A 25,538-nucleotide genomic window follows, 5' to 3' on the forward strand; every position below is an offset into this window, starting at 1 on the left:
GCGTCCCGCGAAGCCGTGGCGGCCGCCACGGGCGGCACCGCCAAGGCACCGGCCGCCAAGTCACCAAAGGCCGCGCGCGCAGGTTCGCGCAGTTGACGCCCTCTTTCTCGCACCCCTCCGGGACCGGCGCCGACGCCTAGCGCGGCGCGGCCGGTGCATCGCGCCAGTACCGCCGCTCTCGCTGCCGGTATGACGATATCTTCAGGAGCGACCCCGCCGTGACGATCGACACCGCGCCCGTTTCATCCGTCCGATACCGCGCGATGCCCTCACGCCCATACCGCCGCCAGACATCGGCGCGCGGATGCCGGTAGCGATTGCCGAATCCCAGCTGGAACACCGCCGCCTCCGGCTGCACCGCGCGCAGGAACGCCGCGCCTGAAGACGTGCCGCTGCCGTGGTGCGGCACCAGCAGGACATCGGCACGCAGGTCTTCCGGCGGCACCGTGGCAACCAAACCCAGTTCCTCGCGCACGCCGATATCCCCGGTCAGCAAGAGGCTGCGGTGCGCCGTGGCCACCCGCAGCACACAACTGCGCGCATTGCTTGCCAACCGCGCGCTGCCGAGGTCCGACGCCGACGGATGCAGGATAGTGAAGCGCACGCCATTCCACGTCCACGCCGCGCCAGCCTCACACGGCTGCCACGGCACTGCGCTGCCCAACGCGCTACCTTCGATCGCCGCTGCCTCAATCAGGAGCCCGTGATCGAGCGGCGCCCCCGTCAGCCGGCGCCCCACCGGCACTGCCGCCAGCACCTCGCGCACGCCCCCGGCATGATCCGCATCCTCGTGACTGACCATCAGCGTATCGAGCCGCCGCACGCCCATCGCCCGCAGCCATGGCACGATCACCTGCCCACCCGCACTTGCCCCTGACGGGTATCCCGGCCCCGTGTCATACAGCAGTGCATGGGCCTTGGTCTCGACCAGTACCGCCGTGCCCTGCCCAACATCGAGTGCCGTGACACGGAACTCCCCGGCCGGCACAGGCGTCCGGCCCGCCAGCAGCATCGGCATCATCAGCAACGCCCCACACCAGCGTGGCGGCGCACGCACCGAGGGACGCATGGGCCGCCGGGCGGGCCGCGGGCCGCCCGAGGGCGTTGCTGCCCGGAGATCCGCCGCCCGTTTGCGCGGCATCAGCACGAGCACCACCCCGGCAGACGCCAGCACCATCCAGACGGGCCCCGGCTGCGCCGCCTCCCAGATGGCCCACGCTGGCGCCGCAAGCCAGGAGAGCGCCCCGGACAGCCAAGCCATCGCTGTATGCGCAATCGCCAGCAACGGCCCGGCCAAGATCGCCGGCAGCACGGCGCCGGCCAGCGCCAACGGTGTCACAAGCAGGCTCACCACCGGAATGGCGACAGCGTTGGCAAGGCAAGACACTACAGACACCTGTCCGAACAGCAGTAGCGTCAGCGGCACGAGACCAACCGTCACCGCCCACTGCGTGCGTGCGGCGCCCGCCAGCGCCGCCGCCACGACCGCCCTCGCCCTCTGCCACCGCCCCTCCGCCCTTGCGTGCCGAACCGGCTCGCGCGCGGCAAGGAAGATCGCCGCCACGGCGCCGAAGGACAGCCAGAAGCCGGGCGACATCACGGCCCATGGGTCGATCATCACCGCCACACCTGCCGCCCACGCGAGCACGACCGATGCCGGTGGCGCCCGGCCACTCCACAATGCCAGCGCCGCCACGGCCAGCATGCTCACGGTACGCATCGCCGGCACCTGCATCCCGGCGATCAGTCCGTAGCCCAAGGCAGTCAGTACCGCCACCACGAGCGCCGCCTGCTGCGCCGGCCAGATCAGCGGCAAGGGCCGGCGCAGCCGCCGCCCCAGCCCGAACGACCGCCGCCACAACGCCAGCACCAGGGCGCCAGCCGCGCCCGAGATCATCGTGATGTGCAGGCCCGAAATGCTGACCAGATGCGCGATGCCGGTCCGTCGGAACACCTCCCAGTCCTCGGTGGCGATGCCGCGCTGGTCGCCAATCACCAGCGCCACGAGCACAGCCCCAAAGCGCGCGTCCGGCGGCAGCGCCGCGCGAAGCCGGTCGCGCAAGCCCGCCCGCCACGCCTGTACGCGAATTGCCCATGGCAGCGGCCCCGCCTCCTCCGACGGCGCGCCGGCGCGCACATAGCCAGTTGCACCGATACCCTCGCCCAGCAGCCAGTACGCGTAGTCGAATCCATGTGGATTGGCCAGCCCGCGTGGCCTGCGCAGCCTGACCGTCAGCCGATAGCGCTCCCCCGGCTGCAGCGCCTCCGGCGGATCCCGCCAGGTCAGCAGGAGCCGTGGTGGCAGGCGCGCCTCATGCAACCCGGTTACCGCGAACAGAAAGCGCGTGCCCTGGCTTGCCACATCGGGCAGCCCGGCGACCATGCCGTGTAGCTCGATGTCGCGCCCCGCCAGGGCTGGGTCCAGCCAGTCTGCCATCCTGCTGTCGGCGCGCCATGCCGCCCACCCGAACCCCGCCCCGCACGCAAGCGCCACCACGACCCCGCGCCACATCCACATCCTGAGAACGGACGCACTTCCCTCGCCCACCATGCGCCCATGACGACAACGCGCGACATACGTCAACGCCACCACGCCGATGGCCCCCGCCAGCGCCTGCCACCACCACCGCCACGCCGACGGCAATCCGGCCTGCTGCTGGAGCCACCAGCAACCCGCGACGAACGCCATCAGCACAGCTCGCATCACACCTCCGGGACAACGCTTTCCGATGGCGTATTTGTACTGTGCGCGATGGCGCCAAAACGTTAACGAATGATGTGTTTTTGTGGAAGATTGTTAAAACGGCGGCTGGCGTATTGCCACGCGTTCAGCGCGGCGCCATGATGTCTGCAAACGCCGCCAGACGCGGCAGCGCTGCCACCGAGTTGCGCCACATGGCCTGCGCCAGCTCAGGTTCCGGCACGCCGCGCAGTTCGCCGAGCACGCGTGCCACGCCCACCACCTCGCCGGGCGTGTTGCGCGCCTTGTGCTGCTCGCCGAACTGGTCGTCGGAGAGCCAGGCCGGCGCGATGTCAGGCGCATCGGTCTCGAGCACGATGGCCTCGAGCGGCAATTCCGCCGCGAGCCGGCGGATCTGTCTGGCGCGGGAGAAGGTCAGGTTGCCGCCGAAACCGAGCTTCATGCCGTGCTCGACGTAGCGGCGCGCCTGCTCGTGACTGCCGTTGAAGGCGTGTGCAATGCCCTGCCGCACGCCCACGCGGCGCAGTTGCGCATAGACCTGATCCTGCGACTTGCGTACATGCAGCAGCACCGGAAGATCGAAATCGCGCGCGATCTTCACCTGCTCGGAGTAGAGCCACGTCTGGTGGGCGGCGTCCAGCCCCGGGACGAAGAAGTCGAGGCCGATTTCGCCGATGGCGACGAAGCGCGGGTCGTCCATCGACGCAGCCACCTGGCGTCGCAATTCGTCCAGATGCGGCTGCCCGGCGCCGGGTGTACAGAGGGGATGGATGCCGAGCGCGTAGACGCAGAGGGCGCCGCCACCCGCCTCGGTGCCGGCATGCGCCAGCGCGCGCACGGCATCGAAGTTGGACACCGCCACGGCCGGCAGTACGATGCCCGAGACGCCGGCCTCGGCCGCCGCGCGCGTGACGTCCGTGCGATCGCTATCGAACTCGCTGGCGTCGAGGTGGCAGTGGGTATCGATCCACATGGCGGGGCGGGGGCGGCAGGTCGGTTGGGGTAGGGATCGATGACCGATCAGCGTTCGCGGTGCAAGTGCCCGTCACGCAGGCGCAGCACGCGGTCACAGCGGCCAGCGAGGTCCGTGTCATGCGTGACGATGACGAAGCTCGTGCCTAGCGTGCGTGACAGCTCGAGCATCAGGTCGTACACGCCGCCGGCGGTGTGATCGTCGAGGTTGCCGGTGGGCTCGTCGGCCAGCACGCAGGCCGGCTGGCCGACCAGTGCACGGGCGATGGCCACGCGCTGGCGCTCGCCGCCGGACAGCTCGCCGGGACGGTGCTTCGCCCGCCCGCCCAGGCCCACGCGTTCGAGCATAGCCTGCGCGGCGGCACGCGCCTCGCGTTCCTTGAGGCCGCGGATGCGCATCGGCATGGCGACGTTGTCCAGCGCGGTGAACTCGGGCAGCAGATGGTGGAACTGGTAGACGAAGCCGAGCGCGCGGTTGCGGACGGCGTTCCGCTCGCTCTCGCGCAACGAGGTGAACGGCTTGCCGAGCAGTGCAACGCGGCCGGCGTCGGGGTTGTCCAGCCCGCCCAGCACATGCAGCAGCGTGGACTTGCCGGAGCCTGACGCGCCGACGATGGCAACCTTCTCGCCGGCGTCCACGCGTACATCCACGCCGCGCAGGACGTCCACATCGAGGCCGCCCTGGCGGAAACGCTTGGACAGGCCCTCGGCCACCAGCACCGGCGTGCCGGACTGCACGGCGAGGCCGGGAACTGCCGGCATGGCGGCGGCTTCCTGGAGCAGGGAGGTGTCACTCATAGCGCAGCGCCTCCGCCGGGTTCACGCGCGCGGCGCGCCAGCTGGGATAGATCGTGGCCAGGGTGGCCAGCACGAAGGAGATGATGCCGATGGTGGCGATGTCGTTCACGCGGGGGTCCGAAGGCAGTTCGCTGATGAAATAGATGTCACGTGGCAGGAACTGCACATGCAATACCCGCTCGATAAAGGGCACGATCACGTCGATATTGGTCGCGATCAGCGTGCCGCCAAGCACGCCGAGCACGGTGCCGATGAAACCAATGGCCACGCCCTGGACGATGAAGATCTTCATGATCGAGCGCGGCTGGGCGCCCATCGTGCGCAGGATGGCGATGTCAGCCTGCTTGTCGGTGACGGTCATGACCAACGTAGAAACGAGGTTGAACGCCGCCACGGCGATGATCAGCGTCAGGATGATGAACATCATGCGCTTCTCTGTCTGGACGGCAGCGAACCAGTTGCGGTTCTGCTTGGACCAGTCGCGCAGGTACAGTTCGCCGCTCATCGTGCCGGCCAGTTCCTGGGCCACCTGGGGTGCCTGCTGCATGTCGGACAGTTTGAGCCGCACGCCGGTAGGACCGGACTGGCGGAACAGCGTCTCGGCGTCCTTGATGTCGATCAGGGCCAGGGCGCTGTCAAACTCGTAGTGGCCAGACGAAAACACGCCGACCACCGTGAACTGCTTGAGCCGCGGCAGTACGCCGGCCGGCGTGATGGTGCCCTGCGGCGCCACCAGCGTCACCTTGTCGCCGACGCGCACGCCCATGGCGTTGGCCAGTTCGTTGCCGAGCGCGATGCCGAAGCCGCCCGGCACCAGGGCGTTCATGCTGCCGGCGCGGAACTGGTTGCCAACGTCGGAGACCTTTGGCTCCTCCGCCGGGTCCACGCCGCGCAGCAGCACGCCGCGCACCGCGTCTTCACGGGTGAGCATGGCCTGGGCGGCCACGTAGGGCGCCGCCCCCACCACTTCCTTGTTCCGCATGGCCTCGGCGGCGGTCTTGTGCCAGTCGGGCAGCGGCCCGGGGGCGATAACCTCGATATGGGCGAGGACCGACAGCATGCGGTCCCGCACTTCTTTCTGGAAGCCGTTCATGACCGACAGCACGACGATCAGCGCCGCCACACCGAGCGCGATGCCAAGCATCGAGATCATGGAAATGAACGAAATGAATGTGTTGCGGCTGGCGCGCTTGCTCGCGCGGGTGTATCGCCAGCCGATCTGCCACTCGTAGGGAAAGTTCAAGAGGAATCCTGTTGTTCGGAAGTCGCGCCGGCGGGCCATCCGCCCCCTTGGGTGACGGAAAACTGGCGCCGGCCAGCCGGAAGTTTACAATCTCGGCAACCATGATGACGCACCTGACCCTGATTGTGCCCTTTTCCGTCCCGCCTGGCGCCGGCAACGACGCCACGGACGACGTCGTCTCCGGCGCGCTGCTGCGGCAGTTGGAGTTGCCGGCGCTCGGAAAGTTGCTCACCCGCGCCGCCCCGGGCCTGCGCGAGACCCACGACGACCCGTTCCTGCGCACCCTGCCGCAGGAACGCTGGCTGGCCGGCCGGGCCGGCCTGGACACCCGCCGGGTGCCGACTGCGCCTTTTATGCGCCTGGCCGACCTGCGGCAACGTGCCGCGGACCGCCAGCCGGACGCCGCCCAGGCGCCGCCTGCCGCCGACCTTAGGCGCCAGGAAGACGGCGACCAGGGCTGGGCCTGCCTCCAGCCGGTCCATATTCATGCGGCACGGGACCACCTCGTGCTGATGCATCCGGACCAGCTCGAGATCCGCGCCGACGAGGCCGCCGCGCTGCGCGCCGCCATCGACGACCTGCTCCGTGAGTCCGGCATTGCGCTGGACGCGCCCCACCCCGCCCGCTGGTATGTGGCCGACGATGTGTTCGGCGAGCTGGAAGCCACCACGCCAGTGCGCGCCACGGGCCGTAATATCGACATCTGGCTGCAAGCCGGTGCGCGGGCGCGCGACTGGCGGCGCCTCCAGAACGAGATCCAGATGACCTGGCACGACCATCCGGTCAACCAGGCGCGCGAGGCCGAGGGCCGCCTGACCATCAATTCGGTATGGCTCCACGGCGGCGGCAAGCTGAGCCTCGTCAACCGGCTGGCCGACGCCGTGCTGACTGACGACCCGTTGCTGGCCGGCCTGGCCCTCGCCGGCGATAGCCTGCTCGACCCGCAGCCGGCCAGATTCGAGGAGATTGCGAAGGCCGACGGCCATGTCATGGCGATGCTCGACACCGCCGCCGAGGCCCATATCGCCCAGGACTGGGGCCTCTGGCTCGAGCGCATGCACGCGCTCGACGCCCAGTGGTTCACCCCGGTGCTCGCAGCCCTGGCCGATGGCCGCATCATGGGTGTCACGCTGGTGCTGGGCGGCGAGAACCACTATGCCGAGTTCACCGTGCGGCGCGCCGACCTGCGCAAGTTCTGGCGCGGCATGGGCGCGCGCGGCGACTGGCGCGCCCTGCTTTCCGACCTGGCCATGGTGGCCTGATCCGCGCGTTTTCCCTTCTCGCGCCCGTTTTCTGGACGAACGACCATGACCCGGATCGCCATCCGCTCCTATTCCGAACCCCACGCCGATGTGCTGGCCAAGTCGGGCCTGCACCCGACTCTGGCCCGCATCCTGTCGGCGCGCGGGGTGCTGCATCCGTCTGAACTGGCTACCGAACTGCCGGAACTGACGCCTCCCACAACGATGAAGGGCATCGGCCACGCGGCCGAGTACCTGGCCGATGCCATCGCGGCCAACCGCAAGCTGCTGATCGTGGCCGATTACGACTGCGACGGCGCCACGGCCTGCGCAGTGGGCGTGCGCGGGCTGCGCATGCTCGGCGCGCGCGTGGATTTCATCGTGCCGAACCGCTTCGAGTACGGCTACGGACTGACGCCCGAGATCGTGGCGCTGGCCGCCCAGCAGCAGCCGGACGTCATCGTCACCGTCGACAACGGCATTGCGTCGGTCGATGGCGTGGCGGCGGCCAATGCGCTCGGCATCGACGTGGTGGTGACCGACCACCACCTTCCCGGCGCCGAGTTGCCAGAGGCGGCGGTCATCGTCAACCCGAACCAACCCGGCTGCGAGTTCCCGAGCAAGAATCTGGCCGGCGTGGGCGTGATGTTCTATGTGCTGCTGGCCCTGCGCGCGGAACTGCGCCGGCGCGGCGCGTTCACCCAGGCGACCCAGCCGCCGCTGCAAACCCTGCTTGACCTGGTGGCGCTCGGCACCGTGGCGGACGTCGTGAAACTGGACACCAACAACCGCATCCTCGTGGCCCAAGGCCTGCGCCGGATGCGCGCCGGACGCATGCATCCGGGCGTGGCGGCGCTGTTCCGCGCGGCCGGGCGCGAGGCCACGCGGGCGAACACGTTCGACCTCGGTTTCGGCCTGGGTCCCCGCCTCAACGCGGCGGGACGGCTTGCCGACATGTCGCTCGGCATCGAATGCCTGCTGACCGACGACCCGAACCGTGCGTGGGAAATCGCCCAGGAACTGGACGGCATGAACCGCGAGCGGCGCGACATCGAGGCCGGCATGCAGCAGGAGGCCTTGCAGATCCTGGAGGCGCCGCTGGCGGGGCTCGATCCGGCGTCGCGCTACACGGTCAGCGTGTTCAACGACACCTGGCACCAGGGGGTCATCGGCATCGTGGCCTCGCGGCTCAAGGAGAAGTTCCACCGCCCGACCATCACCTTCGCGCCGGGTGACGAAGAACATATCAAGGGTTCCGGCCGCTCGATCCCGGGGTTCCACCTGCGCGATGCGCTTGATCTGGTGTCGAAGCGGCACCCCGGCTTACTGGTGAAATTTGGCGGACATGCGATGGCGGCCGGACTGACCGTCCGCTCGGCCGACTTCGATACCTTTATGTCGGCGTTCGAAGCCGTTGGCCGGGAATGGCTGACGGACGACCAACTGGCGCGCGTGATCGAGACCGATGGCGACATCGAGGAGTCGTGCTTCAGCCCGGAATTCGTCGGATTGCTAGAAGGTCAGGTCTGGGGCCAGGGCTTCCCGCCCCCCACGTTCTGCGGCGAATTCGACGTCTTGCGCCAGACCGTGCTCAAGGGCAAGCACCTGAAGCTGCAACTGGGACGTGGGAGCCAGCGCTTCGACGCGATCTGGTTCAACCACGCCGACGCCCTCGACGGCGCCAGCGCGACGGTGGCCTACCGGCTGGACAACAACACCTTCAACGGGGTCACCCGCGTGCAACTGGTAATCGAACACGCGCAGTAAATCGGCAAACGCTGGCGGGACTGCGGAAATCTGGTACACATTTCCGCTGTTCTACGATTTACGCGTGTATTCGAGCGCCTGAACAATGGCCGCTTCTTCCCTCATGGTTGAAGCAACATGGCCAAACTCCTGCGCAGCAACGGCGCGCCGCTCGGCGCGCAAATCACCCTTTTCCCGGGGAATCGGCTCCAGTTCAAGGTGTCCGGTCTGGGGCCAAACAAGAAACATCTGGTGCTCCGGAGTACCGACAGTATCCTGACAGTCGTACCGTTGAAGGTCGACGATAGGCGGATCGAGCAGGTACTTCGGCTTGAGGTCCAGGCTCACAGTATCGTGAGCCGCCACATTGTTCATGTGGATGCGTACGCGACTGACGCGCAAGGACGGCCGCAGCTTAGGGACACTAATACCGGCAGGGTGACGGTCGAGATTCATCCGAAACTCGTTCTACCGGAACCGAATACCGAACAGGGCGTTCTCGCGCGGATGTTAATCGTTGAGAATGCAAGCCCCGACCACGAAAAATACGTAAACCAAGGCGACGCACGCGAAAGCATGCAATGGATGGTGCATGTCTTGCGCAATCGACTGAAACTTGGCGCCCAGCATTTCGCCGCGCGCGGTGCGACCGACCTGACTACATTGATTAAGGCAAAGAACCAGGTAAGGGGCTTCGAAAACTATCCAGCCATTGCGCCCGATCAACACCAGATGCTCAATCGCACACTGGACATTGCTCACGATGGAACCCATCTCCGTCAAAAGGAATACATGGCGTACGTCGCCAGCGCGTTGGCGGTCGCAAAAGGCGAAAATTTCGGCCCCGATCCAAGCCGAACCGGGCTGTATGCCTGGCGCACGCTGGACTCGAGCCACCCAGGCCAAAATTTCCAGAAATTCCAGAGCAAGGGAGGACAGGATTTTTATACCTTGACCGAGGGGTTTCTCGCCAGCTTGCAGCCGAAAAACAAGGCCAAGCCCTAAGGGAAAGACGATGAGATCTAAGTGCGTATCGTTTGCTTTGCTGGCCGCCGCTTCTCTGAGCGGATACGCCGGCGACGGCCTGCCGGATGGATTTTCTGAAAAACCGGTGGGCCGTTTCACGGTCTCCAAGGAACGCCATTATCGAAATCCGGCGGGCGCAATACGCCATTTTCTTGCCACATTCCATAAGAACGACCAACGAAACCACTTTTGCGTAGTCGGCTACAAGTGGTCGGATGGAAGAAAGCAGGTTTGGGTGCACTGGCGGGAGCCGCAAACGTTAATCCTGTGGGGAGGAAGCCGCTATCCAGAGTACGTACATGAAAGCCTCATCATGTCGAACCGCCATCTCGAACTGGCTACTGACACCGTCCCCACCCCCAACGACATCAACGGCAGCACCTACCTCGTCACCGAAGCCTGGTGGCGAGCCGTCGCCGATGACTGCCGCAAGCATGGCGAGAAATACGTGATCAAGCCGTTCAAGGCGCCGAGGCCGAAAGCCCCGGACGCCGAATAGCCTGCCGCCGGCCGTCTGCCTAGCCGCGCGGCGGCAGGTAGGTGGCCGGATTCACCGGCTTGCCGTTGCCACGCACCTCGAAGTGCAACTCGGCCGCGCTGGCCATGCTGCCGATCTCCTGTCCCGTGGTGACGCGGGCGCCTTCCTTGACCAGCGGCTTGTCGAGGTTGCCGTACACGGTCAGCCAGTCGTCGCTGTGCTTTACGATCACCAGCATGCCGTAGCCACGCAGCGTGCCGACGTGGATGGCCCAGCCGCTGGCGGCGGCGCGGACCTTGCCGTTGGCCGGCACTTCGATCCGCAAACCCTTCTCGGCCGGCAGGGCGAAGCGGCCCGTCACGCGGCCATCGGCCGGCCATTGCAGCTTGATGGCGTTGGCGGGCGGGCGAGATGGCGCGGCGTCGGCCTGTTTGGCCGGCGTTTCAGATTTTTCCGATGATTTGGACGGTCCCGACGCGGCCGCGGCACCGGCCGGCGGCCGCACCCGGATCAACTGCCCAACCTCGATCTGATTGGTGTCCGTCAGGTCGTTCCAGCGGGCCAACTCGGCCACCGAGCGCCGGTTGCGCCGGGCGATCGAGTACAAGGTGTCGCCGCGTTCCACGCGGTAGAAGCCGTCCGGCGCCGGCTCTGTGGGAGTCGTGCCGCAGGCGGCGAGCAGCGAGGCCGTCAGCGCGGCCATCGATGCCGCGCCAAGGCGGCCCAGTGTGCGGCGGCGGGCCGCAGACACGTCTGGTCTGGCGAGGTTGCTTGCTGTCATGCGTCCGAGTTCACTCCTGTTATTCCCCGATATTGTCGCCGAAGTGCTGCAAAGTGGCGCCGCGGCCCCCTGGTAGACCGTTCGCATCGCGAACGGTTCGCCACACGCGACCATCCCTCCCGGGATTTACGGCGCCAATCCGCTATAATTCAAGGTTTTGGAAGCGCAGGAACATCATGGAAGCAGAACGCCTCAACGCCATCTCCGGTGCCATCTCCGATCTCCGTTCCCGGACGGAAGATCTACGGGGGTATCTTTGACTACGATGTCAAAGTAGGACGCCTGGACGAAGTCAACGGCGAGCTGGAAGACCCGGAGGTCTGGAACAACCCCAAGCGGGCCCAGGACCTGGGCAAGGAAAAGAAAGCGCTCGAGGCCGTGGTACAGGTCCTCGGGAAGCTGACGGACGACCTGACCGGCGCCGACGAGCTGTTCGAGCTCGCGCGCGAGGAAGGCGACGATGAAACGCTCGAGTCCATCGAGGCCGACGTCAAGGGCTTCGAGGACATCGTGGCCGGCATGGAATTCCGCCGCATGTTCTCGGGCGAGATGGACCAGGCCAACGCCTTCATCGATATCCAGGCCGGCGCCGGCGGCACGGAAGCGTGCGACTGGGCATCGATGCTGCTGCGCCAGTACCTGAAGTACTGCGAGCGCAAGGGCTTCAAGGCCGAGGTGCTCGAGGAATCCGAGGGCGACGTGGCCGGCATCAAGAGCGCAACGATCAAGATCGAGGGCGACTACGCGTTCGGCTACCTGCGCACCGAGACCGGCGTGCACCGCCTGGTGCGCAAGTCGCCGTTCGATTCGTCGGGCGGCCGCCACACGTCGTTCTCGTCGGTGTTCGTGTACCCCGAGGTGGACGATTCGTTCGAGGTGGAAGTCAACCCGGCCGACCTGCGCGTGGATACCTACCGCGCCTCGGGCGCGGGCGGGCAGCACATCAACAAGACCGATTCGGCGGTGCGGATTACCCACATCCCCACCGGCATCGTCGTGCAGTGCCAGAACGACCGTTCGCAGCACCGCAACCGTGCCGAGGCCATGTCGATGCTGAAGTCGCGCCTGTACGAGCATGAGATGCGCAAGCGCCAGGCCGAGGCCGACAAGCTCGAAGCCGGCAAGACCGACGTGGGCTGGGGCCACCAGATCCGCTCGTACGTGCTGGACCAGAGCCGGATCAAGGACCTGCGCACCAATGTGGAAATGTCCAACACCCAGAAGGTGCTGGACGGCGACCTCGATCCGTTCATCGAGGCCAGCCTGAAACAGGGCCTGTAAGCAGGCCGGCGCGCCGCCCCCGGGGTGGCGCGCCGGTTCCCGCCGGCCAACTTCGACGCATTCCGCTTCACCTTCGAACCACCAAGACCACCAAGACATCCGGGGCACCATGAGCGCAGGTATCCATCTCTATATCGTCACGGGCGCATCGCGCGGCCTGGGCGCGGCACTGACCCGCGCGTTGCTGAAACCGGGCAACCGGGTGATCTGCGTGGCGCGCAGCCGCAGCCCCGAACTGGAGGCGGATATCGCCGCCAGCGGCGTGCCGGTGGCCTGGCACCTGCAGGACCTGTCCCAGCCCAGCGCGGCCGCTGGCTGGCTGGGCAGCGTGCTGGATGCCGTGGACGAGACCCCGGCCAGCGTGACGCTGATCCTCAACGCCGGCGTTGTAGAGCCGATTGGCCCGATCACGGCGCTGCACGAGACCACGCTCATCCCCCATCTGCTGACCAACCTGGCAACGCCGATGACCATGACCGGCGCGTTCATCGAGCACACCACCCGCTTCGACTGCGCGCGCAAGGTGCTGGCGATCTCGTCGGGCGCCGCGCGTAACCCGGTGCCGGGCTGGAGCGCCTATTGCGCCGGCAAGGCCGCGCTCGACATGTTCATCCGCTCGGTCAACGCCGAGTACGCGAGCGTGCCGGAGCCGCGCGCAGTGCGCGCCGTGGCGCTGGCGCCGGGCGTGGTCGATACCGACATGCAGGAAACCATCCGGGGCGCGGACTTCGCCGCCGTGCAGCGCTTCCGCGACCTCAAGGCCAACGACCAGCTCGCCTCGCCCGAAGACACGGCGCGGCGCATCGTGGCCTACCTGGATCGTCCCGACTTCGGCAAGACCGAACTCGACGACATCCGCAATTACTGAACCGAACTGAACCGAACCGCGCCGGCCCCTGCCCGCGCGATCCACCGACACATCATGACCGAACCGACCCGCGCCCCAGCCGCCGATATACCTGCCGCCGACGAGAACAAGATCATCGCGGAGCGGCGCGAGAAACTGCAGGCCCTGCGTCAGCAAGGCGTGGCCTTCCCCAACGACTTCCGCCCGACGCACCAGGCCGCCGCGCTGCACGCCGAGCATGGCGAGACCGACCAGGCCACGCTGGAAGCGCAGCCCGTGGAAGTGGCCATCGCCGGCCGCATGATGCTCAAGCGCGTGATGGGCAAGGCCAGCTTTGCCACCGTGCAGGACGGCAGCGGCCAGATCCAGTTCTATGTCACGCGTGACAAGGTGGGCGAGGAGGTCTATGCCGCGTTCAAGCACTGGGACCTGGGCGACATCATCAGCGCGCGCGGCGAGCTGTTCCGCACCAACAAGGGTGAGCTGTCGGTGCAGGTGCGCGAGCTGCGCCTGCTGTCGAAATCGCTGCGCCCGCTGCCGGACAAGTTCCACGGCCTGGCCGACCAGGAAACCAAGTACCGCCAGCGCTATGTGGACCTGATCGTCTCGCCCGAGACGCGTGCCACGTTCCGGGCTCGTACTAACGCCATTTCCTCGCTGCGCCGCCATATGGCTGACGCCGGCTTCATGGAAGTGGAAACGCCGATGCTGCACCCGATTCCGGGCGGCGCGGCGGCCAAGCCTTTCATCACGCACCACAACGCGCTGGACATGCAGATGTTCATGCGCATCGCGCCCGAGCTGTACCTGAAGCGCCTGGTTGTCGGTGGCTTCGAGCGCGTGTTCGAGATCAATCGTAATTTCCGTAATGAAGGGGTGAGCCCGCGCCACAACCCCGAGTTCACGATGATGGAGTTCTACGCGGCCTACACGGACTACCGCTGGCTGATGGACTTCACCGAGAACCTGATCCGCCAGGCGGCCATCGATGCGCGCGGCAGCGCCACGGTGACCTACCAGGGCCGCGAGCTGGATCTGGCCAAGCCGTTCCATCGCCTGACGATCTGCCAGGCGATCCAGAAGTTCGCGCCCGAGTACACCGACGCGCAACTGGCCGATGCCGACTTCCTGCGCACCGAACTGAAGAAATTCGGCGTGAATACGAGCGCGCCGCAGTTCCTGAACGCCGGCCTCGGCACCCTGCAACTGGTGCTGTTCGAGGAAACGGCCGAGAGCCAGCTGTGGGAGCCGACCTTCATCGTCGACTATCCGGTCGAGGTATCGCCGCTGGCGCGCGCCTCGGACACCGTGCCGGGCATCACCGAGCGTTTCGAGCTGTTCATCACGGGCCGCGAGATCGCTAACGGTTTCTCGGAATTGAACGATGCCGAGGATCAGGCCGACCGCTTCCGCAAGCAGGTGGAGCAGAAGGACGCCGGCGACGAGGAAGCGATGTACTTCGACGCCGACTACATCCGCGCGCTCGAATACGGCATGCCCCCGACGGGTGGCTGCGGCATCGGCATCGACCGTCTGGTGATGCTGCTGACCGACAGCCCGAACATCCGCGACGTCATCCTGTTCCCGCACCTGCGCCGCGAGGATTGAACAGCAGGTACCCACCCAGACAACCCACCGCATGCGTGGCGGGTTGCAGACCACTGACAAACCCCACATTTTTCCAGGTGTGGGGTTTTTCTTTTTGGCGACGCCGAAACGCGACGTCTCTGTGCCCCAGAGTTTAAAGAATCAGCGATTGTTTCCGCGTACTCGCTCCTGCTAGGTTGATGGCCGCCGCCAGCCGGGAGGGGCAACCTGACCAGGAGAGAGGATGCTGTTTATTACGAAGCAAGGGCATGTCGACGCAGAACGTGTGAGGGTGAAGATATTCCCGAAGATCGAGCGCGGACCGATGGACACCGTAAACGGGATCGTTGTACACCAAACAAGCGCCCCGGAGTCATCCCATACATTTAACAGCTATGGCGACGAAGGAGCGAATGGTGCTCACTTCCTGATAGACAAGGACGGAACCATCTATCAAACCGCATCCCTGCAGAGAGTGACAAATCGCGTCGGCCGGCTCCGGTCACGCAGCATCTTGACCAAACAGTGTTCCTCCATCGAGCTAGACAAGGTATCAAAGCTCGGAACTCGTGCTCTACATCGACACGAAGTAAAGAAAAAATGGCCCAGCCGATTTCCATCCAATCATGACTCCATAGGAATAGAACTGGTAGGCATGGCAATCGGACCGAAAAACAAGGAAGTTTACGAGGATGTCACTGCCGCTCAAAACTCTTCATTAGACTGGCTTGTATCAGAACTCATGGACACCTTCGCGGTGATGTCGCGGGAAGTCTATCGGCACCCCGATATTTCCTACAAGAACCTGACCGAAGCGAGGACCGCAAGATGGTAGGGGCAAGATCTCTTCCTCTCTTGAGATCGGCCGCATTCGTTTTGCTGTGCATGACAGCCTCGCTTTGCTCAGCCAGAGACGTCAGAAAAGTGGTGATTGAAGAAGTCGGCCAATCGCTACCGGATGGAGATCCGCGGACCGCCGAGCTATGTAAGAAGTTCCGGCCAACGGTCACGCAGGTCAAAAACTTCTTTTCCAAGATCTACCCTGTCCAGGCGCGCATGGTGCTCCACGACTACTATTCTCCGTGTTATGCCACGGGCACTGTCGTGTTCGAAGACAACAGTTCCGGGGCGTGGAGCCTATATTCCGGCGGAACGGCAGCATTGGTATGGACGCACGGGGGCGATAAAGTGTACGTCTACTATGGAAAGAACAAATGGTACGACCCTTTCGCGTGTACTTACGGGCTTGAAGATGAGGGGAAGTGCTAGAGAAAAGAGCGCCAGCTTCCACGAGCCGGAATTGTTACAGCAGAGCCTGTAGGACGAGACCCGATAGCGTCATAAGTCTCTGATTTCAATGACATTTCTGCGCTACGAATGCTTACAAAATCGAACGGCAATCGGGGCGCGATTCGGCCACACTTTGGGTATCGACCGGCAAGTCCGGTCACCCGGAGAACAACAAATGCAGCACCCCACTCCCGCTACCGCCCATTCGTCGAATTCGCCCACCCCGCCGCTGCCGCCTCAGCGCCGACTGCACCCGCTGGTCGGCGCCGCGGCAGTCGCCGTGGTGGTGGCCAGCCTGACCGCGGTGGCCGCCGTCACCGGCGTGTTGCCGCTGACGAAGGCAAACCAGGGGCCTGCTGACTACCCTGCCCCGGTCGCCACGCAGCCCATCACACCGCCGCCGGGTTCGACGACTCGTCCGCCGACTTATGACGCCCAACAGGCCCAGCAAGCCCAGCAGGCGCGTAACGAGCCGCCCGCACAGCCCACGCAATCGGCGCAGTCCGAAGAGCGTACTGCCGCCCGGCCCAGCCATACGGCTGGCCGCGTGACGGCCGTGAGCGTGGTGGAATCGGAAAAGCCCACCAGCGGCGTGGGTGCGGTGGGCGGTGCCGTGGTGGGCGGGCTGCTCGGCAACCAGATCGGCAGCGGCAATGGCCGGATTCTCGGCACCGTGGCCGGTGCGGCGGCTGGCGGTTACGCCGGCAACGTGGTCGAGAAACACGTGAACAAGGACAAGGCCTACCGCGTCAGCGTGCAGATGGACGACGGCACGCGCCGTACCTTCACCTACAAGAACCCGCCGGGGGTCGATGTGGGCCAGCGCGTCCACATGGAGCGTGGCGTGCTGGTAACCGGGTAAGGGAGGTAAGCGCTTCCCGGAGAAAGCAAAACGGCCGCGCTGGTGGATGCCAGCGCGGCCGTTTTGCATCGAGTTTTCATCGATCTACGAGAGGTGCAGCCTTACGCCGCTTCCTCGATCCACGCAGCCTGGATCGCCTCGAGAATTTTCTCACCCGAGCGCTCGGGCAGGTCGTCGAAACCGTCCAGCTCCAGCACCCACTGGCGCAGTTGCGTGAAGCGCACCGTCAGCGGGTCCACCTCGGGGTACTTGTCGTAGAGCGCCGCGGCGATGTCGAAGGTGTCAGTCCATTTCATCTCAGTGGCCTTCCTTGGCGTGGTTGATCGTGTATTTTGGAATTTCTACGGTCAGATCCGCGTCCGCCACCAGCGCCTGGCAAGACAGGCGCGAGTTCGGCTCCAGGCCCCAGGCCTTGTCGAGCAGGTCTTCTTCCTTTTCCTCGGCCTCTTCCAGCGAATTGAAGCCCTCGCGCACCACCACGTGGCACGTGGTGCACGCGCAAGACTTCTCGCAGGCGTGCTCGATGTTGATGCCCTGGCTCAGCAGCGCGTCGCAGATGCTGGTGCCCTGGGGGGCCTCGAACACGGCCCCTTCGGGGCACAGTTCCACGTGAGGCAATACGATGATTTGTGCCATGTCTATCCTGGTATGACTTGTCTCAATCCGGCGCGGCTCAGCCGAGCTCCTGCACCTTGCGCCCCGCCAGCGCGCTCTTGATCGAGCGGTCCATGCGGCGTGCGGCAAATTCGTCCGTGCCATGGGAAAGCTGCTCCACGGCGGTCTTGATCGCGTGATGGTCTTCGCCTGTTGCAATCTGTCGCACATTGGCCATCAGCGCGTCCACGGTCGCGCGTTCCTCGGCGGTCAGCAGGTCGCCGTCCACCTCGAGCGCGCGGGTGGTGGCTTCCACCAGACGTTCGGCATCCACGCGTTCCTCGGCCAGCGCGCGGGTCTTCATGTCGTGTTCGGCCTCGCGGAAGCTGTCCTGCAGCATGCGCGCGATGTCGTCGTCAGCCAGCCCGTAGGACGGTTTGACCGAGACCGACGCCTCCACGCCCGAGTGCATCTCGCGCGCGGCCACCGACAGCAGGCCGTCGGCATCCACCTGATAAGTCACGCGGATGCGCGCGGCGCCGGCCACCATCGGCGGAATGCCGCGCAGCTCGAAGCGTGCCAGCGACCGGCAATCGCTCGCCAGTTCGCGCTCGCCCTGGAGCACGTGGATCGCCATCGCGGTCTGGCCGTCCTTGAACGTGGTGAATTCCTGGGCGCGCGCCACGGGAATCGTGCTGTTGCGCGGGATGATCTTCTCGACCAGGCCGCCCATCGTCTCCACGCCCAGCGAGAGCGGGATCACGTCGAGCAGCAGCCAGTCCTCGCCGGGCGCGTGGTTGCCAGCCAGCAGGTTGGCCTGCATGGCGGCGCCGAGCGCCACGACCTTGTCCGGATCGAGGTTGGTCAGCGGCGTCTGGCCGAAGTACTCGCCCACGGCCTTGCGGATCGACGGCATGCGCGTAGCGCCGCCCACCAGCACCACGCCCTTCACATCCTGCGTCTCCACGCCGGCATCGCGCAGCGCCTTACGCGCCGGCGCCAGCGTCTTCTGGACCAGGTGCTTCGTAATATCGTTAAATTCCGAGGCGGTCAGCGGCAGGTGGACGATCTCGCCACTGGCCAGCACCGCGTCAATCACCGTGCTGTCGCTCTCGGACAAGGCTTCCTTGGCAGCGCGGGCGCGCACCATCAGCAGTCGGGTGTCCTCGGCGGACAGCGGCTGCAGGCCAGCCTGTTCCACGATCCAGCACAGCAGGCGCTGGTCGAAGTCGTCGCCGCCGAGCGCGGAGTCGCCGCCGGTGGACATCACCTCGAACACGCCCTTGGTCAGCTTGAGCACGGAGATGTCGAAGGTGCCGCCACCGAGATCGTAAACCGCGTAGATCCCTTCGGCCGCGTTATCGAGGCCATAGGCGATGGCCGCCGCAGTCGGCTCATTGAGCAGGCGCAGCACTTCCAGGCCGGCCAGTTGGGCTGCGTCCTTGGTGGCCTGGCGCTGGGCGTCATCGAAATAGGCCGGCACCGTGATTACGGCGCCGACGAGATCGTCGCCGAGTGAATCCTCGGCGCGCTGGCGCAGCGTGGCCAGGATCTCGGCCGACACCTCCACCGGGCTCTTCACCCCGGCAGCCGTCTTGATCTGCACCATGCCCGGCGCATCGACAAAGTCGTACGGACTGTGCTCGATATTGGCCACGTCACGCAGGCCACGGCCCATGAAACGCTTGACGGAGACGATGGTGTTCTTGGGGTCGCGCACGGCTTCGTCCTGTGCGCGATAGCCGATATGGGCCGTACGGTCCGGCAGGTAACGCACGACGGAAGGCAGCAGCGGACGACCGCGCTCGTCGGATAACACTTCGGGAATGCTGTTACGCACGGCAGCCACCAGCGAGTTGGTGGTGCCAAGGTCGATACCGACCGCCAGGCGCCGCTGGTGCGGGGCCGGCGACATGCCGGGTTCGGAAATCTGGAGCAGTGCCATGATAATTCTTCGCGTGTTCTTGTGGGGGCGATGTCCGGACTTCGCCGGGGAGGACCGTGCCGGGAGACTGGCGATTCGCCTAGTTTTCCAGCCGGTCGATCGCCTCGCTGGCGTCGTGTTCGATCTTCTCGATAAACATCAGTTGCCGCGCCGCGGCGCCGGCCGCCTCATTGCTGCCGGCATCGAGCAGCGCGCCCAGCGCCTCCAGGCGCTCGCGCCGTTCCTGGCGCAGGTCGCGCAGCAGGCCGTCGAGCCGGTCCGTTGCGCGGTCTTCCACCGCTTCCTGCAGCGCTTCACGCCATTCCATCTGCTGCATCAGGAAGGCCGGGGCCATGGCGGTATTGTTCTCCGCCTGGATGTCCACGCCGCGCAGCGTGAGCAGGTAGATGGCGCGCTTTAGCGGCTGGCGCAGCGTACGATAGGCTTCGTTGGCGTGCGCGGCCCATTGCATCGCCACGCGCCGCTCGGCGTCGCCGGCGTTGGCAAAGCGGTCCGGATGGGCCTGAGACTGTACGGTGCGGTAGGCTTCGTCGAGTGCAGTTTGATCCACATCGAAGCGCGCCGGCAAACCGAACAGCGAGAAAAAATCGTCTTTCAAAACCTTCCCCAACAAAAAGGAGCGGCCACGCCGCCCCCCTTTCGCACTTCATTGCACTTCAGCGTGTCGTCGGGAATCAGACCCGGAACGACTCACCGCAGCCGCACTCGTCCTTGACGTTCGGGTTGTTGAAGCGGAAACCCTCGTTCAACCCTTCGCGCGCGAAGTCCAGTTCGGTGCCGTCGATGTACGGCAGACTCTTCGGATCGACGATCACCTTGAGGCCCTGCGTCTCGAAGACCTGGTCCTCGGGTAGCACTTCGTCCACGTATTCGAGCTTGTAGGCCAGGCCGGAGCAGCCGGTGGTCTTCACGCCCACGCGCAGTCCCACGCCCTTGCCGCGGCGTTCCAGGTAGCGGGCGACGTGCTTCGCCGCCTTTTCGGTCATTGTGATCATCGTTGCCTTGCTGTCAGACACCACGTCCGGCACAGGCGCCGGGCGTGGCAGTTTCCAACGAAAAAGCCAGTCCGCCGATCAGGCGGCCTGCTGCGCGGCGGGGACGCCGTGCTTCTTCTTGTAGTCCTCAACCGCCGCCTTGATGGCGTCTTCGGCCAGGATCGAGCAGTGGATCTTCACCGGCGGCAGCGCCAGTTCCTCGGCGATCTGCGTGTTCTTGATCTCGAGGGCCTGGTCGACGGTCTTGCCCTTGACCCATTCGGTCACCAGCGACGACGACGCGATGGCCGAGCCGCAGCCGTAGGTCTTGAACTTGGCGTCTTCGATCACACCCGCCTCGTTCACCTTGATCTGCAGCTTCATCACGTCGCCGCAGGCCGGGGCGCCGACCATGCCGGTGCCCACCGCGTCGTCGTTCTTGTCGAACGAACCGACGTTGCGCGGATTTTCATAGTGGTCGAGAACCTTGTTGCTGTAAGACATTTTGGCTACCTCTGACGAATCTTGAATGGGGTCGTTATTGTGTTGGCGCGCTGCTTAGTGGGCGGCCCACTGGATCGAGTTCAGGTCGACACCGTCCTTGAACATTTCCCACAGCGGCGACAGGTCGCGCAGCTTGCCGATCTTGTTCTTCAGCAGCTCGATCGTATAGTCGATCTCTTCCTCGGTGGTGAAGCGGCCCACCGTGAAGCGGATGGAGCTGTGCGCCAGTTCGTCGTTGCGGCCCAGGGCGCGCAGCACGTACGACGGTTCCAGCGAGGCCGACGTGCAGGCCGAGCCCGACGACACGGCCACGTCCTTGATCGCCATGATCAGGGACTCGCCTTCCACGAAGTTGAAGCTGACGTTCAGGTTGTGCGGCACGCGGTGTTCCAGCGAGCCGTTCAGGTACACCTCTTCCATGCCCGACAGGCCGCGCCACAGGCGGTCGCGCAGCATGCGGATGCGTTCGTTCTCGGTGGCCATTTCCTCGCGGGCCAGGCGGAACGCTTCGCCCATGCCGACGATCTGGTGCGTGGCCAGCGTGCCCGAACGCATGCCGCGCTCGTGGCCGCCACCGTGCATTTGCGCCTCAATCCGCACACGCGGCTTGCGACGAACATACAGCGCGCCTACGCCCTTCGGGCCGTAGGTCTTGTGCGCCGAGAACGACATCAGGTCGCACTTCAGCGTGTTCAGGTCGATGGTGACCTTGCCGGTGGCCTGGGCCGCATCGCAATGGAAGATGATGCCCTTGGCACGGCAGATCTCGCCGATCTGCGCCACGTCCTGGATCACGCCGATCTCATTGTTCACCAGCATCACCGACACCAGGATCGTGTCCGGGCGAATCGCCTGCTGGAACACTTCCATGTCGATCAGGCCGTCGTCCTTGACGTCGAGGTAAGTCACCTCGAAGCCCTGGCGCTCGAGCTCGCGGGTGGTGTCCAGCACCGCCTTGTGCTCGGTCTTCACCGTAATCAGATGCTTGCCCTTGCCCGAGTAGAAGTTCGCGGCACCCTTGATGGCCAGATTGTTCGACTCGGTTGCGCCCGACGTCCACACGATCTCGCGCGGATCGGCGCCCACCAGCGCGGCCACCTGCTCGCGCGCCTCTTCCACCGCGCGCTCGGCTTCCCAGCCATAGGCGTGGCTACGCGAGGCCGGATTACCGAACTGCTCGCGCAGGTACGGAATCATCTTGTCGGCTACGCGCGGGTCCACCGGCGTCGTGGCCGAATAATCCATGTAGATGGGGAAATGTGGGGTGCTCATCGTTATGACTGCCTTATAGGGACCGCTAATCTCTTACTGTCTACCGATAGTTTAAATCAACTATCTGAAATCTGCTCAGGACTGCGCGAGGCTGAACACCGAGTTCACCACGCGCGGGCGCGCCGGCTTTTCCTGCTTCTCGGCCTTGCTGCGCGTCACCGGCACGGGCTGCGCGGCGTCTTCGCGCATGTCGTGCAGCACCGCCGGCTGGCGGGCGCGCTGCTGGTCCACGAGGTTCTTCAGGGAGACGGAGTCGAGGTACTCGACCATCTTCTGGTTCAGGGTGGCCCACAGCTCGTGGGTCATGCAGCGCCCGGAACCGTCATCTCCGTTACAATTGCCCTTCCCGCCGCACTGCGTGGCGTCCAGCGGCTCGTCCACGGCGATGATGATGTCCGCCACGGTGACGTCCTCGGCCTTGCGGGCGAGGCTGTAGCCGCCGCCCGGACCGCGCACGCTTTCCACGATCTCATGCCGGCGCAGCTTGCCAAACAGCTGCTCCAGGTAGGACAGGGAGATTTTCTGGCGCTGGCTGATGCCGGCGAGCGTGACGGGCCCCTGATCCTGGCGCATGGCCAAGTCGATCATGGCGGTTACCGCAAAACGGCCTTTGGTGGTCAGTCTCATGATGCTCGGGGAAAGGGAAATACTTGATCGTTTCGCTCAAGTATAAATTTATCCGACCAAAACAGTCAAGTACCCCTGCTGCATTGCACGGTATCCGGCACGGCGCTTTTCAGGCGGCATCGCCGGGCGCATGTGACGACACCGGCACCACGCGCGGCGGAATCAGCAGGGACATCGGGTGACGCACGATGCGCCGGCGCACCGCTGCGCTGAGTTCGCGCCGATCCACGCGCGGCAGGTTGCGTGACCGCATCGCCATGTTGAAGGCCAGCGCAAAGCTGACTGACACGTTCAACACGCCCATCAACGCGATACCTGCCACGGCCAGCCAGAGCGACGGCATGCGCAGGGCATCCATGCCGAGCACGCCGATGGCCGTGCCCACGGAACCGGTGGAAAGCGTCACATGGCGCACTTCCATATGCGGACCGAAAAAGCTGAGAATCTCCGGCCCGAGCCCGAGCAGGAATCCCAGCGACACATTGCCCGCGATGCCGGACAGGTTGCGTTTCCAGAAATCCGCCAGCTTCATCGCCCCGCCCTGCCCCAGCACGTAGCGCAGCCGGCGGTTGTAGGCCATCACGTCGTGCACGCGGTGCAGCGCGAACCAGTTGTCCGCCCAGCCGGCGATCAGGCTCGACAGCCACAGCAGCACGCCAGTGAACGCGGCGTAGAGCGGCGTGGGGCCGAGAATCGAGAACGATTCGATCGTGGCGATGGCTTTGGCCGGCGTGATCAGGTTGGCGCCAAGCAGCTTGCTGGCCAGCCACTGCACCAGCAGCGCCACCGGGAACACCACGGCCAGGTTGCCGAAAATCGCCGCCGCGTTCGAGCGGATCATCGCGATGGTGTCGTCGACGAATGCCTCGCGCCCCTCCGGCCGCCCCGCGCCATCGAGCCGGTGGGCCAGCGCCGGGCCGGTCATCGCCGGCTGCTTGGTAGCCAGCGTGAAATGCGCGAAATGGATCGCCAGGAAGCTGCCGGCGTAGTTCAGCGAGGCCAGCAGGCCCTCCACGAACTTGTCCAGGTGCAGGCCGTAGATCAGGAACTTCAGGTAGACCGTGACCACCGTAACCAGCCCGCCGCCGGCCGCCGCCCGCAGCAGCTCACCGTACTCCTTGCGGTCCCGCGTGATGTAGTGCTCGCCGGTCTCGGCGGAGCGCTCCACCACCTTGCGCGCCAACTGCGCGAACGATGAGCCGGCCAGGTGGGCGATGCTGCGCCGCGCCTGCGTGGAGCGGATCAGCTCGGCCATCAGGTGCGCGTGGCGGCTGTGGCGGCCCGGGTCCACCCAGGCGTTGAGCAGCAGGTCGATCCGCGCCAGGCGGACCTTCATGCGTTCGATCTGGAACACCACCTCGACGGAGACGCCGTTCTCCTCGAGATCGTCATAGACGTGCTGTGCGGCGGCCAGACAGCCATCGAGCAACGCGCGGAAATAGTTGAGCCGATGCCCAAACACCTCGTTGTCATGCGCCAGCCCCTCCTCGCACAGCGCCGCGATGGCCGCGTCGAGCCGGAAAAATGGCGTGTCCTGCACGCGCCCGGGCAGGCGTGAGCGGATCGACTGGCTCAGGCCGGTGGCGCGCACCTGGCTGGCGAGCACCTGGATGCTTGCGGCCAGCGTGTCCTCAAGCATGATGCGATCGTCTTCGGCACCAGCCTGCAGCGCTGACGCGATGCGCTCGATCAAATCGTCGTCGAGCCCATCGACCCAATCGGCATCGCTCTCGTCGGCAAAGACCAGCGCGAACAGGCCGGCCATGTCGTTGCGGTTGGGCGGCGGGGGCAGGAAGCGCGCCTGGAGCCGATCGACCATCTCGCCCCAGAAGCCGGGGTGGGAGGCCACGCCGGTATCGCAGAACAGCGAGGTGGGATCGTTGTCGCGGACGATCGAGCGGATGGTGCGCGCGAAGCGGTCCGCCCAGTCCGGGTGCCGCGCCAGCACCTGGAGCAGATAGCGCAGCCGTACGTGGGCGGGATAGCTGCGCGCCGGGGCGTTGGCCTGATCGGGGCCAGTATCAGGATCGACGGCCAGGCGGCCGTCGCGCCGGAGCCAGTAGCCCAGCTCGACGAGCCAGGCGTTGCGGTCCGCGAGCAAGGCGTCGGGGTTGGCCGAGGCCAGGATGGCGTCGAGCTGCAAGCTCGCATTACGTGACTCGCGCCACTTGCGCCATTTGCGGAACAGGGAAAAAACCATGGATGTCTCTGGAGGGCCGGCAAGGTTGCCGGCCTGGGGCTGCGGGGCTTGGCGGGGGGTCTCAGCGCGTGCGCGCCAACTGTTCGCGCAGCATGGCCACCACACCGTCGCAGGCGTCTTCGACGTAGTCGAGCACGGTTTCGAAGCCATCGCCCTCGCCGTAGTAGGGGTCGGGCACTTCCTCGGCGTGGTGCCGGGTGGCAAAGCTCATCAGGAGCCGGAGCTTGTCCGGGCTGACTTCGGGATGGAGCGCGCGCAGCGTGGAGATATTGGCGTGATCCATCGCCAGCACGAGGTCAAAGCGCTGGAAGTCCGCCACCCCCACCTTGCGCGCCCGCAGCGCGGACAGGTCATACCCCCGCTGCAACGCGTAGCGCTGGCTGCGCGCATCGGGCGGGCGCCCGAGGTGATAGTCGTGGGTGCCCGCGGAGTCGAGTTCGACCCGCTCCGCGAGACCCGCGGCAAGCAACTTGGCGCGCAGCACGCCCTCCGCCGTCGGTGAACGGCAGATGTTTCCCATGCAGCACATCAGGATGGCAAATGTTTTCATCGGCACGATTTTACTTGGC

24 protein-coding genes are annotated in these 25,538 nt (G+C 65.7%); 9 read left to right on the forward strand and 15 right to left on the reverse strand.

Annotated features, from left to right (window positions below):
- Positions 1-136: 136 nt before the first annotated feature.
- From KHO18_RS22500 to KHO18_RS22515, 4 genes are all read right to left on the reverse strand, one after another.
- Positions 137-2,704, reverse strand: a complete 2,568-nt coding sequence (locus KHO18_RS22500) for a DNA internalization-related competence protein ComEC/Rec2 (RefSeq protein ID WP_211943932.1) — start codon at positions 2,702-2,704, stop codon at positions 137-139.
- A 124-nt stretch (positions 2,705-2,828) separates the two neighbouring features.
- Positions 2,829-3,674, reverse strand: a complete 846-nt coding sequence (locus KHO18_RS22505) for a TatD family hydrolase (RefSeq protein WP_211943933.1) — start codon at positions 3,672-3,674, stop codon at positions 2,829-2,831.
- A gap of 47 nt (positions 3,675-3,721) precedes the next feature.
- Positions 3,722-4,435, reverse strand: coding sequence for a lipoprotein-releasing ABC transporter ATP-binding protein LolD (gene lolD / locus KHO18_RS22510; protein ID WP_244845015.1), 714 nt, complete (start codon positions 4,433-4,435; stop codon positions 3,722-3,724).
- Positions 4,436-4,463: 28 nt separating this feature from the next.
- Positions 4,464-5,714, reverse strand: coding sequence for a lipoprotein-releasing ABC transporter permease subunit (locus tag KHO18_RS22515; protein WP_144196068.1), 1,251 nt, complete (start codon positions 5,712-5,714; stop codon positions 4,464-4,466).
- A 101-nt stretch (positions 5,715-5,815) separates the two neighbouring features.
- Here KHO18_RS22515 and KHO18_RS22520 point away from each other — a divergent pair, with 101 nt between their 5' ends.
- From KHO18_RS22520 to KHO18_RS22535, 4 genes are all read left to right on the forward strand, one after another.
- Entirely contained in the window at positions 5,816-6,976 is a 1,161-nt protein-coding gene (locus KHO18_RS22520) for a hypothetical protein (RefSeq protein ID WP_211943934.1), read from the forward strand.
- Positions 6,977-7,021: 45 nt separating this feature from the next.
- A complete protein-coding gene (gene recJ / locus KHO18_RS22525) occupies positions 7,022-8,722 on the forward strand; it encodes a single-stranded-DNA-specific exonuclease RecJ (protein ID WP_144196072.1) in 1,701 nt (566 codons plus the stop codon).
- Positions 8,723-8,839: 117 nt separating this feature from the next.
- Entirely contained in the window at positions 8,840-9,706 is an 867-nt protein-coding gene (locus KHO18_RS22530) for a hypothetical protein (RefSeq protein WP_144196074.1), read from the forward strand.
- A 37-nt stretch (positions 9,707-9,743) separates the two neighbouring features.
- On the forward strand, positions 9,744-10,226 hold the full coding sequence (locus KHO18_RS22535; protein WP_244845011.1) for a hypothetical protein: 483 nt from the start codon (positions 9,744-9,746) through the stop codon (positions 10,224-10,226).
- 19 nt (positions 10,227-10,245) lie between these two features.
- Here the strand turns inward: KHO18_RS22535 and KHO18_RS22540 are convergent, their stop codons facing one another.
- A complete protein-coding gene (locus KHO18_RS22540) occupies positions 10,246-10,986 on the reverse strand; it encodes a M23 family metallopeptidase (protein ID WP_144196076.1) in 741 nt (246 codons plus the stop codon).
- A gap of 176 nt (positions 10,987-11,162) precedes the next feature.
- On the opposite strand from KHO18_RS22540, the gene prfB reads away from it, so the two are divergent.
- The 5 genes from prfB to KHO18_RS22565 all read left to right on the forward strand — a co-directional run bounded on the left by prfB (position 11,163) and on the right by KHO18_RS22565 (position 16,853).
- Positions 11,163-12,267, forward strand: a protein-coding gene (prfB, locus tag KHO18_RS22545; protein WP_144196078.1) for a peptide chain release factor 2 whose coding sequence is annotated in 2 segments (ribosomal slippage) — positions 11,163-11,243 and positions 11,245-12,267 — 1,104 coding nt in all. Because the reading frame shifts where the segments join, the coding sequence is not laid out codon by codon here.
- Between the two features lie 109 nt (positions 12,268-12,376).
- Entirely contained in the window at positions 12,377-13,135 is a 759-nt protein-coding gene (locus tag KHO18_RS22550) for an SDR family oxidoreductase (protein ID WP_144196080.1), read from the forward strand.
- A 54-nt stretch (positions 13,136-13,189) separates the two neighbouring features.
- Entirely contained in the window at positions 13,190-14,722 is a 1,533-nt protein-coding gene (lysS, locus tag KHO18_RS22555) for a lysine--tRNA ligase (protein WP_144196082.1), read from the forward strand.
- A 223-nt stretch (positions 14,723-14,945) separates the two neighbouring features.
- Entirely contained in the window at positions 14,946-15,536 is a 591-nt protein-coding gene (locus KHO18_RS22560; RefSeq protein ID WP_144196084.1) for a peptidoglycan recognition protein family protein, read from the forward strand.
- 630 nt (positions 15,537-16,166) lie between these two features.
- Positions 16,167-16,853: a glycine zipper 2TM domain-containing protein gene (locus tag KHO18_RS22565; RefSeq protein ID WP_144196086.1), complete on the forward strand. Its 687-nt coding sequence runs from the start codon at positions 16,167-16,169 to the stop codon at positions 16,851-16,853.
- Between the two features lie 101 nt (positions 16,854-16,954).
- Here KHO18_RS22565 and iscX read toward each other — a convergent pair whose 3' ends face one another.
- The 10 genes from iscX to KHO18_RS22615 all read right to left on the reverse strand — a co-directional run bounded on the left by iscX (position 16,955) and on the right by KHO18_RS22615 (position 25,519).
- Positions 16,955-17,149, reverse strand: coding sequence for a Fe-S cluster assembly protein IscX (iscX, locus tag KHO18_RS22570; RefSeq protein WP_144196088.1), 195 nt, complete (start codon positions 17,147-17,149; stop codon positions 16,955-16,957).
- A gap of 1 nt (position 17,150) precedes the next feature.
- On the reverse strand, positions 17,151-17,489 hold the full coding sequence (fdx, locus tag KHO18_RS22575) for an ISC system 2Fe-2S type ferredoxin (RefSeq protein WP_144196090.1): 339 nt from the start codon (positions 17,487-17,489) through the stop codon (positions 17,151-17,153).
- A gap of 37 nt (positions 17,490-17,526) precedes the next feature.
- A complete protein-coding gene (gene hscA / locus KHO18_RS22580) occupies positions 17,527-19,392 on the reverse strand; it encodes a Fe-S protein assembly chaperone HscA (RefSeq protein ID WP_144196092.1) in 1,866 nt (621 codons plus the stop codon).
- A 79-nt stretch (positions 19,393-19,471) separates the two neighbouring features.
- The gene (gene hscB / locus KHO18_RS22585; protein WP_144196094.1) at positions 19,472-19,990 is read right to left on the reverse strand and encodes a Fe-S protein assembly co-chaperone HscB; all 519 of its coding nucleotides are present in this window, start codon (positions 19,988-19,990) and stop codon (positions 19,472-19,474) included.
- Positions 19,991-20,066: 76 nt separating this feature from the next.
- Positions 20,067-20,387: an iron-sulfur cluster assembly protein IscA gene (gene iscA, locus KHO18_RS22590; RefSeq protein ID WP_144196096.1), complete on the reverse strand. Its 321-nt coding sequence runs from the start codon at positions 20,385-20,387 to the stop codon at positions 20,067-20,069.
- 78 nt (positions 20,388-20,465) lie between these two features.
- Entirely contained in the window at positions 20,466-20,870 is a 405-nt protein-coding gene (iscU, locus tag KHO18_RS22595) for a Fe-S cluster assembly scaffold IscU (protein WP_144196098.1), read from the reverse strand.
- A gap of 54 nt (positions 20,871-20,924) precedes the next feature.
- Positions 20,925-22,148 carry an IscS subfamily cysteine desulfurase gene (locus KHO18_RS22600; protein WP_280527770.1) on the reverse strand — a complete coding sequence of 408 codons (1,224 nt, stop codon included), beginning with the start codon at positions 22,146-22,148 and terminating at the stop codon, positions 20,925-20,927.
- Positions 22,149-22,217: 69 nt separating this feature from the next.
- Complete coding sequence (gene iscR, locus KHO18_RS22605) at positions 22,218-22,769, reverse strand: Fe-S cluster assembly transcriptional regulator IscR (RefSeq protein ID WP_144196102.1); 552 nt, start codon at positions 22,767-22,769, stop codon at positions 22,218-22,220.
- 109 nt (positions 22,770-22,878) lie between these two features.
- Positions 22,879-24,969, reverse strand: coding sequence for a site-specific recombinase (locus KHO18_RS22610; protein WP_244845013.1), 2,091 nt, complete (start codon positions 24,967-24,969; stop codon positions 22,879-22,881).
- 61 nt (positions 24,970-25,030) lie between these two features.
- Entirely contained in the window at positions 25,031-25,519 is a 489-nt protein-coding gene (locus KHO18_RS22615; protein WP_144196104.1) for a low molecular weight protein-tyrosine-phosphatase, read from the reverse strand.
- Positions 25,520-25,538 lie beyond the last annotated feature (19 nt).

It is taken from the genome of Cupriavidus campinensis (assembly GCF_905397395.1).
GTDB classification, from domain to species: Bacteria; Pseudomonadota; Gammaproteobacteria; order Burkholderiales; family Burkholderiaceae; genus Cupriavidus; species Cupriavidus campinensis.

Excerpts from the sequence above, each read along its gene's own strand:
- KHO18_RS22500 (WP_211943932.1), bottom strand. The coding sequence starts at position 2,704 with ATGCGAGCTGTGCTGATGGCGTTCGTCGCGGGTTGCTGGTGGCTCCAG.
- KHO18_RS22505 (WP_211943933.1), bottom strand. The coding sequence starts at position 3,674 with ATGTGGATCGATACCCACTGCCACCTCGACGCCAGCGAGTTCGATAGC.
- lolD (WP_244845015.1), bottom strand. The coding sequence starts at position 4,435 with ATGCCGGCAGTTCCCGGCCTCGCCGTGCAGTCCGGCACGCCGGTGCTG.
- KHO18_RS22520 (WP_211943934.1), top strand. The coding sequence starts at position 5,816 with ATGATGACGCACCTGACCCTGATTGTGCCCTTTTCCGTCCCGCCTGGC.
- recJ (WP_144196072.1), top strand. The coding sequence starts at position 7,022 with ATGACCCGGATCGCCATCCGCTCCTATTCCGAACCCCACGCCGATGTG.
- KHO18_RS22530 (WP_144196074.1), top strand. The coding sequence starts at position 8,840 with ATGGCCAAACTCCTGCGCAGCAACGGCGCGCCGCTCGGCGCGCAAATC.
- KHO18_RS22540 (WP_144196076.1), bottom strand. The coding sequence starts at position 10,986 with ATGACAGCAAGCAACCTCGCCAGACCAGACGTGTCTGCGGCCCGCCGC.
- KHO18_RS22550 (WP_144196080.1), top strand. The coding sequence starts at position 12,377 with ATGAGCGCAGGTATCCATCTCTATATCGTCACGGGCGCATCGCGCGGC.
- lysS (WP_144196082.1), top strand. The coding sequence starts at position 13,190 with ATGACCGAACCGACCCGCGCCCCAGCCGCCGATATACCTGCCGCCGAC.
- KHO18_RS22560 (WP_144196084.1), top strand. The coding sequence starts at position 14,946 with ATGCTGTTTATTACGAAGCAAGGGCATGTCGACGCAGAACGTGTGAGG.
- KHO18_RS22565 (WP_144196086.1), top strand. The coding sequence starts at position 16,167 with ATGCAGCACCCCACTCCCGCTACCGCCCATTCGTCGAATTCGCCCACC.
- iscX (WP_144196088.1), bottom strand. The coding sequence starts at position 17,149 with ATGAAATGGACTGACACCTTCGACATCGCCGCGGCGCTCTACGACAAG.
- fdx (WP_144196090.1), bottom strand. The coding sequence starts at position 17,489 with ATGGCACAAATCATCGTATTGCCTCACGTGGAACTGTGCCCCGAAGGG.
- hscA (WP_144196092.1), bottom strand. The coding sequence starts at position 19,392 with ATGGCACTGCTCCAGATTTCCGAACCCGGCATGTCGCCGGCCCCGCAC.
- iscA (WP_144196096.1), bottom strand. The coding sequence starts at position 20,387 with ATGATCACAATGACCGAAAAGGCGGCGAAGCACGTCGCCCGCTACCTG.
- iscU (WP_144196098.1), bottom strand. The coding sequence starts at position 20,870 with ATGTCTTACAGCAACAAGGTTCTCGACCACTATGAAAATCCGCGCAAC.
- iscR (WP_144196102.1), bottom strand. The coding sequence starts at position 22,769 with ATGAGACTGACCACCAAAGGCCGTTTTGCGGTAACCGCCATGATCGAC.
- KHO18_RS22610 (WP_244845013.1), bottom strand. The coding sequence starts at position 24,969 with ATGGTTTTTTCCCTGTTCCGCAAATGGCGCAAGTGGCGCGAGTCACGT.
- KHO18_RS22615 (WP_144196104.1), bottom strand. The coding sequence starts at position 25,519 with ATGAAAACATTTGCCATCCTGATGTGCTGCATGGGAAACATCTGCCGT.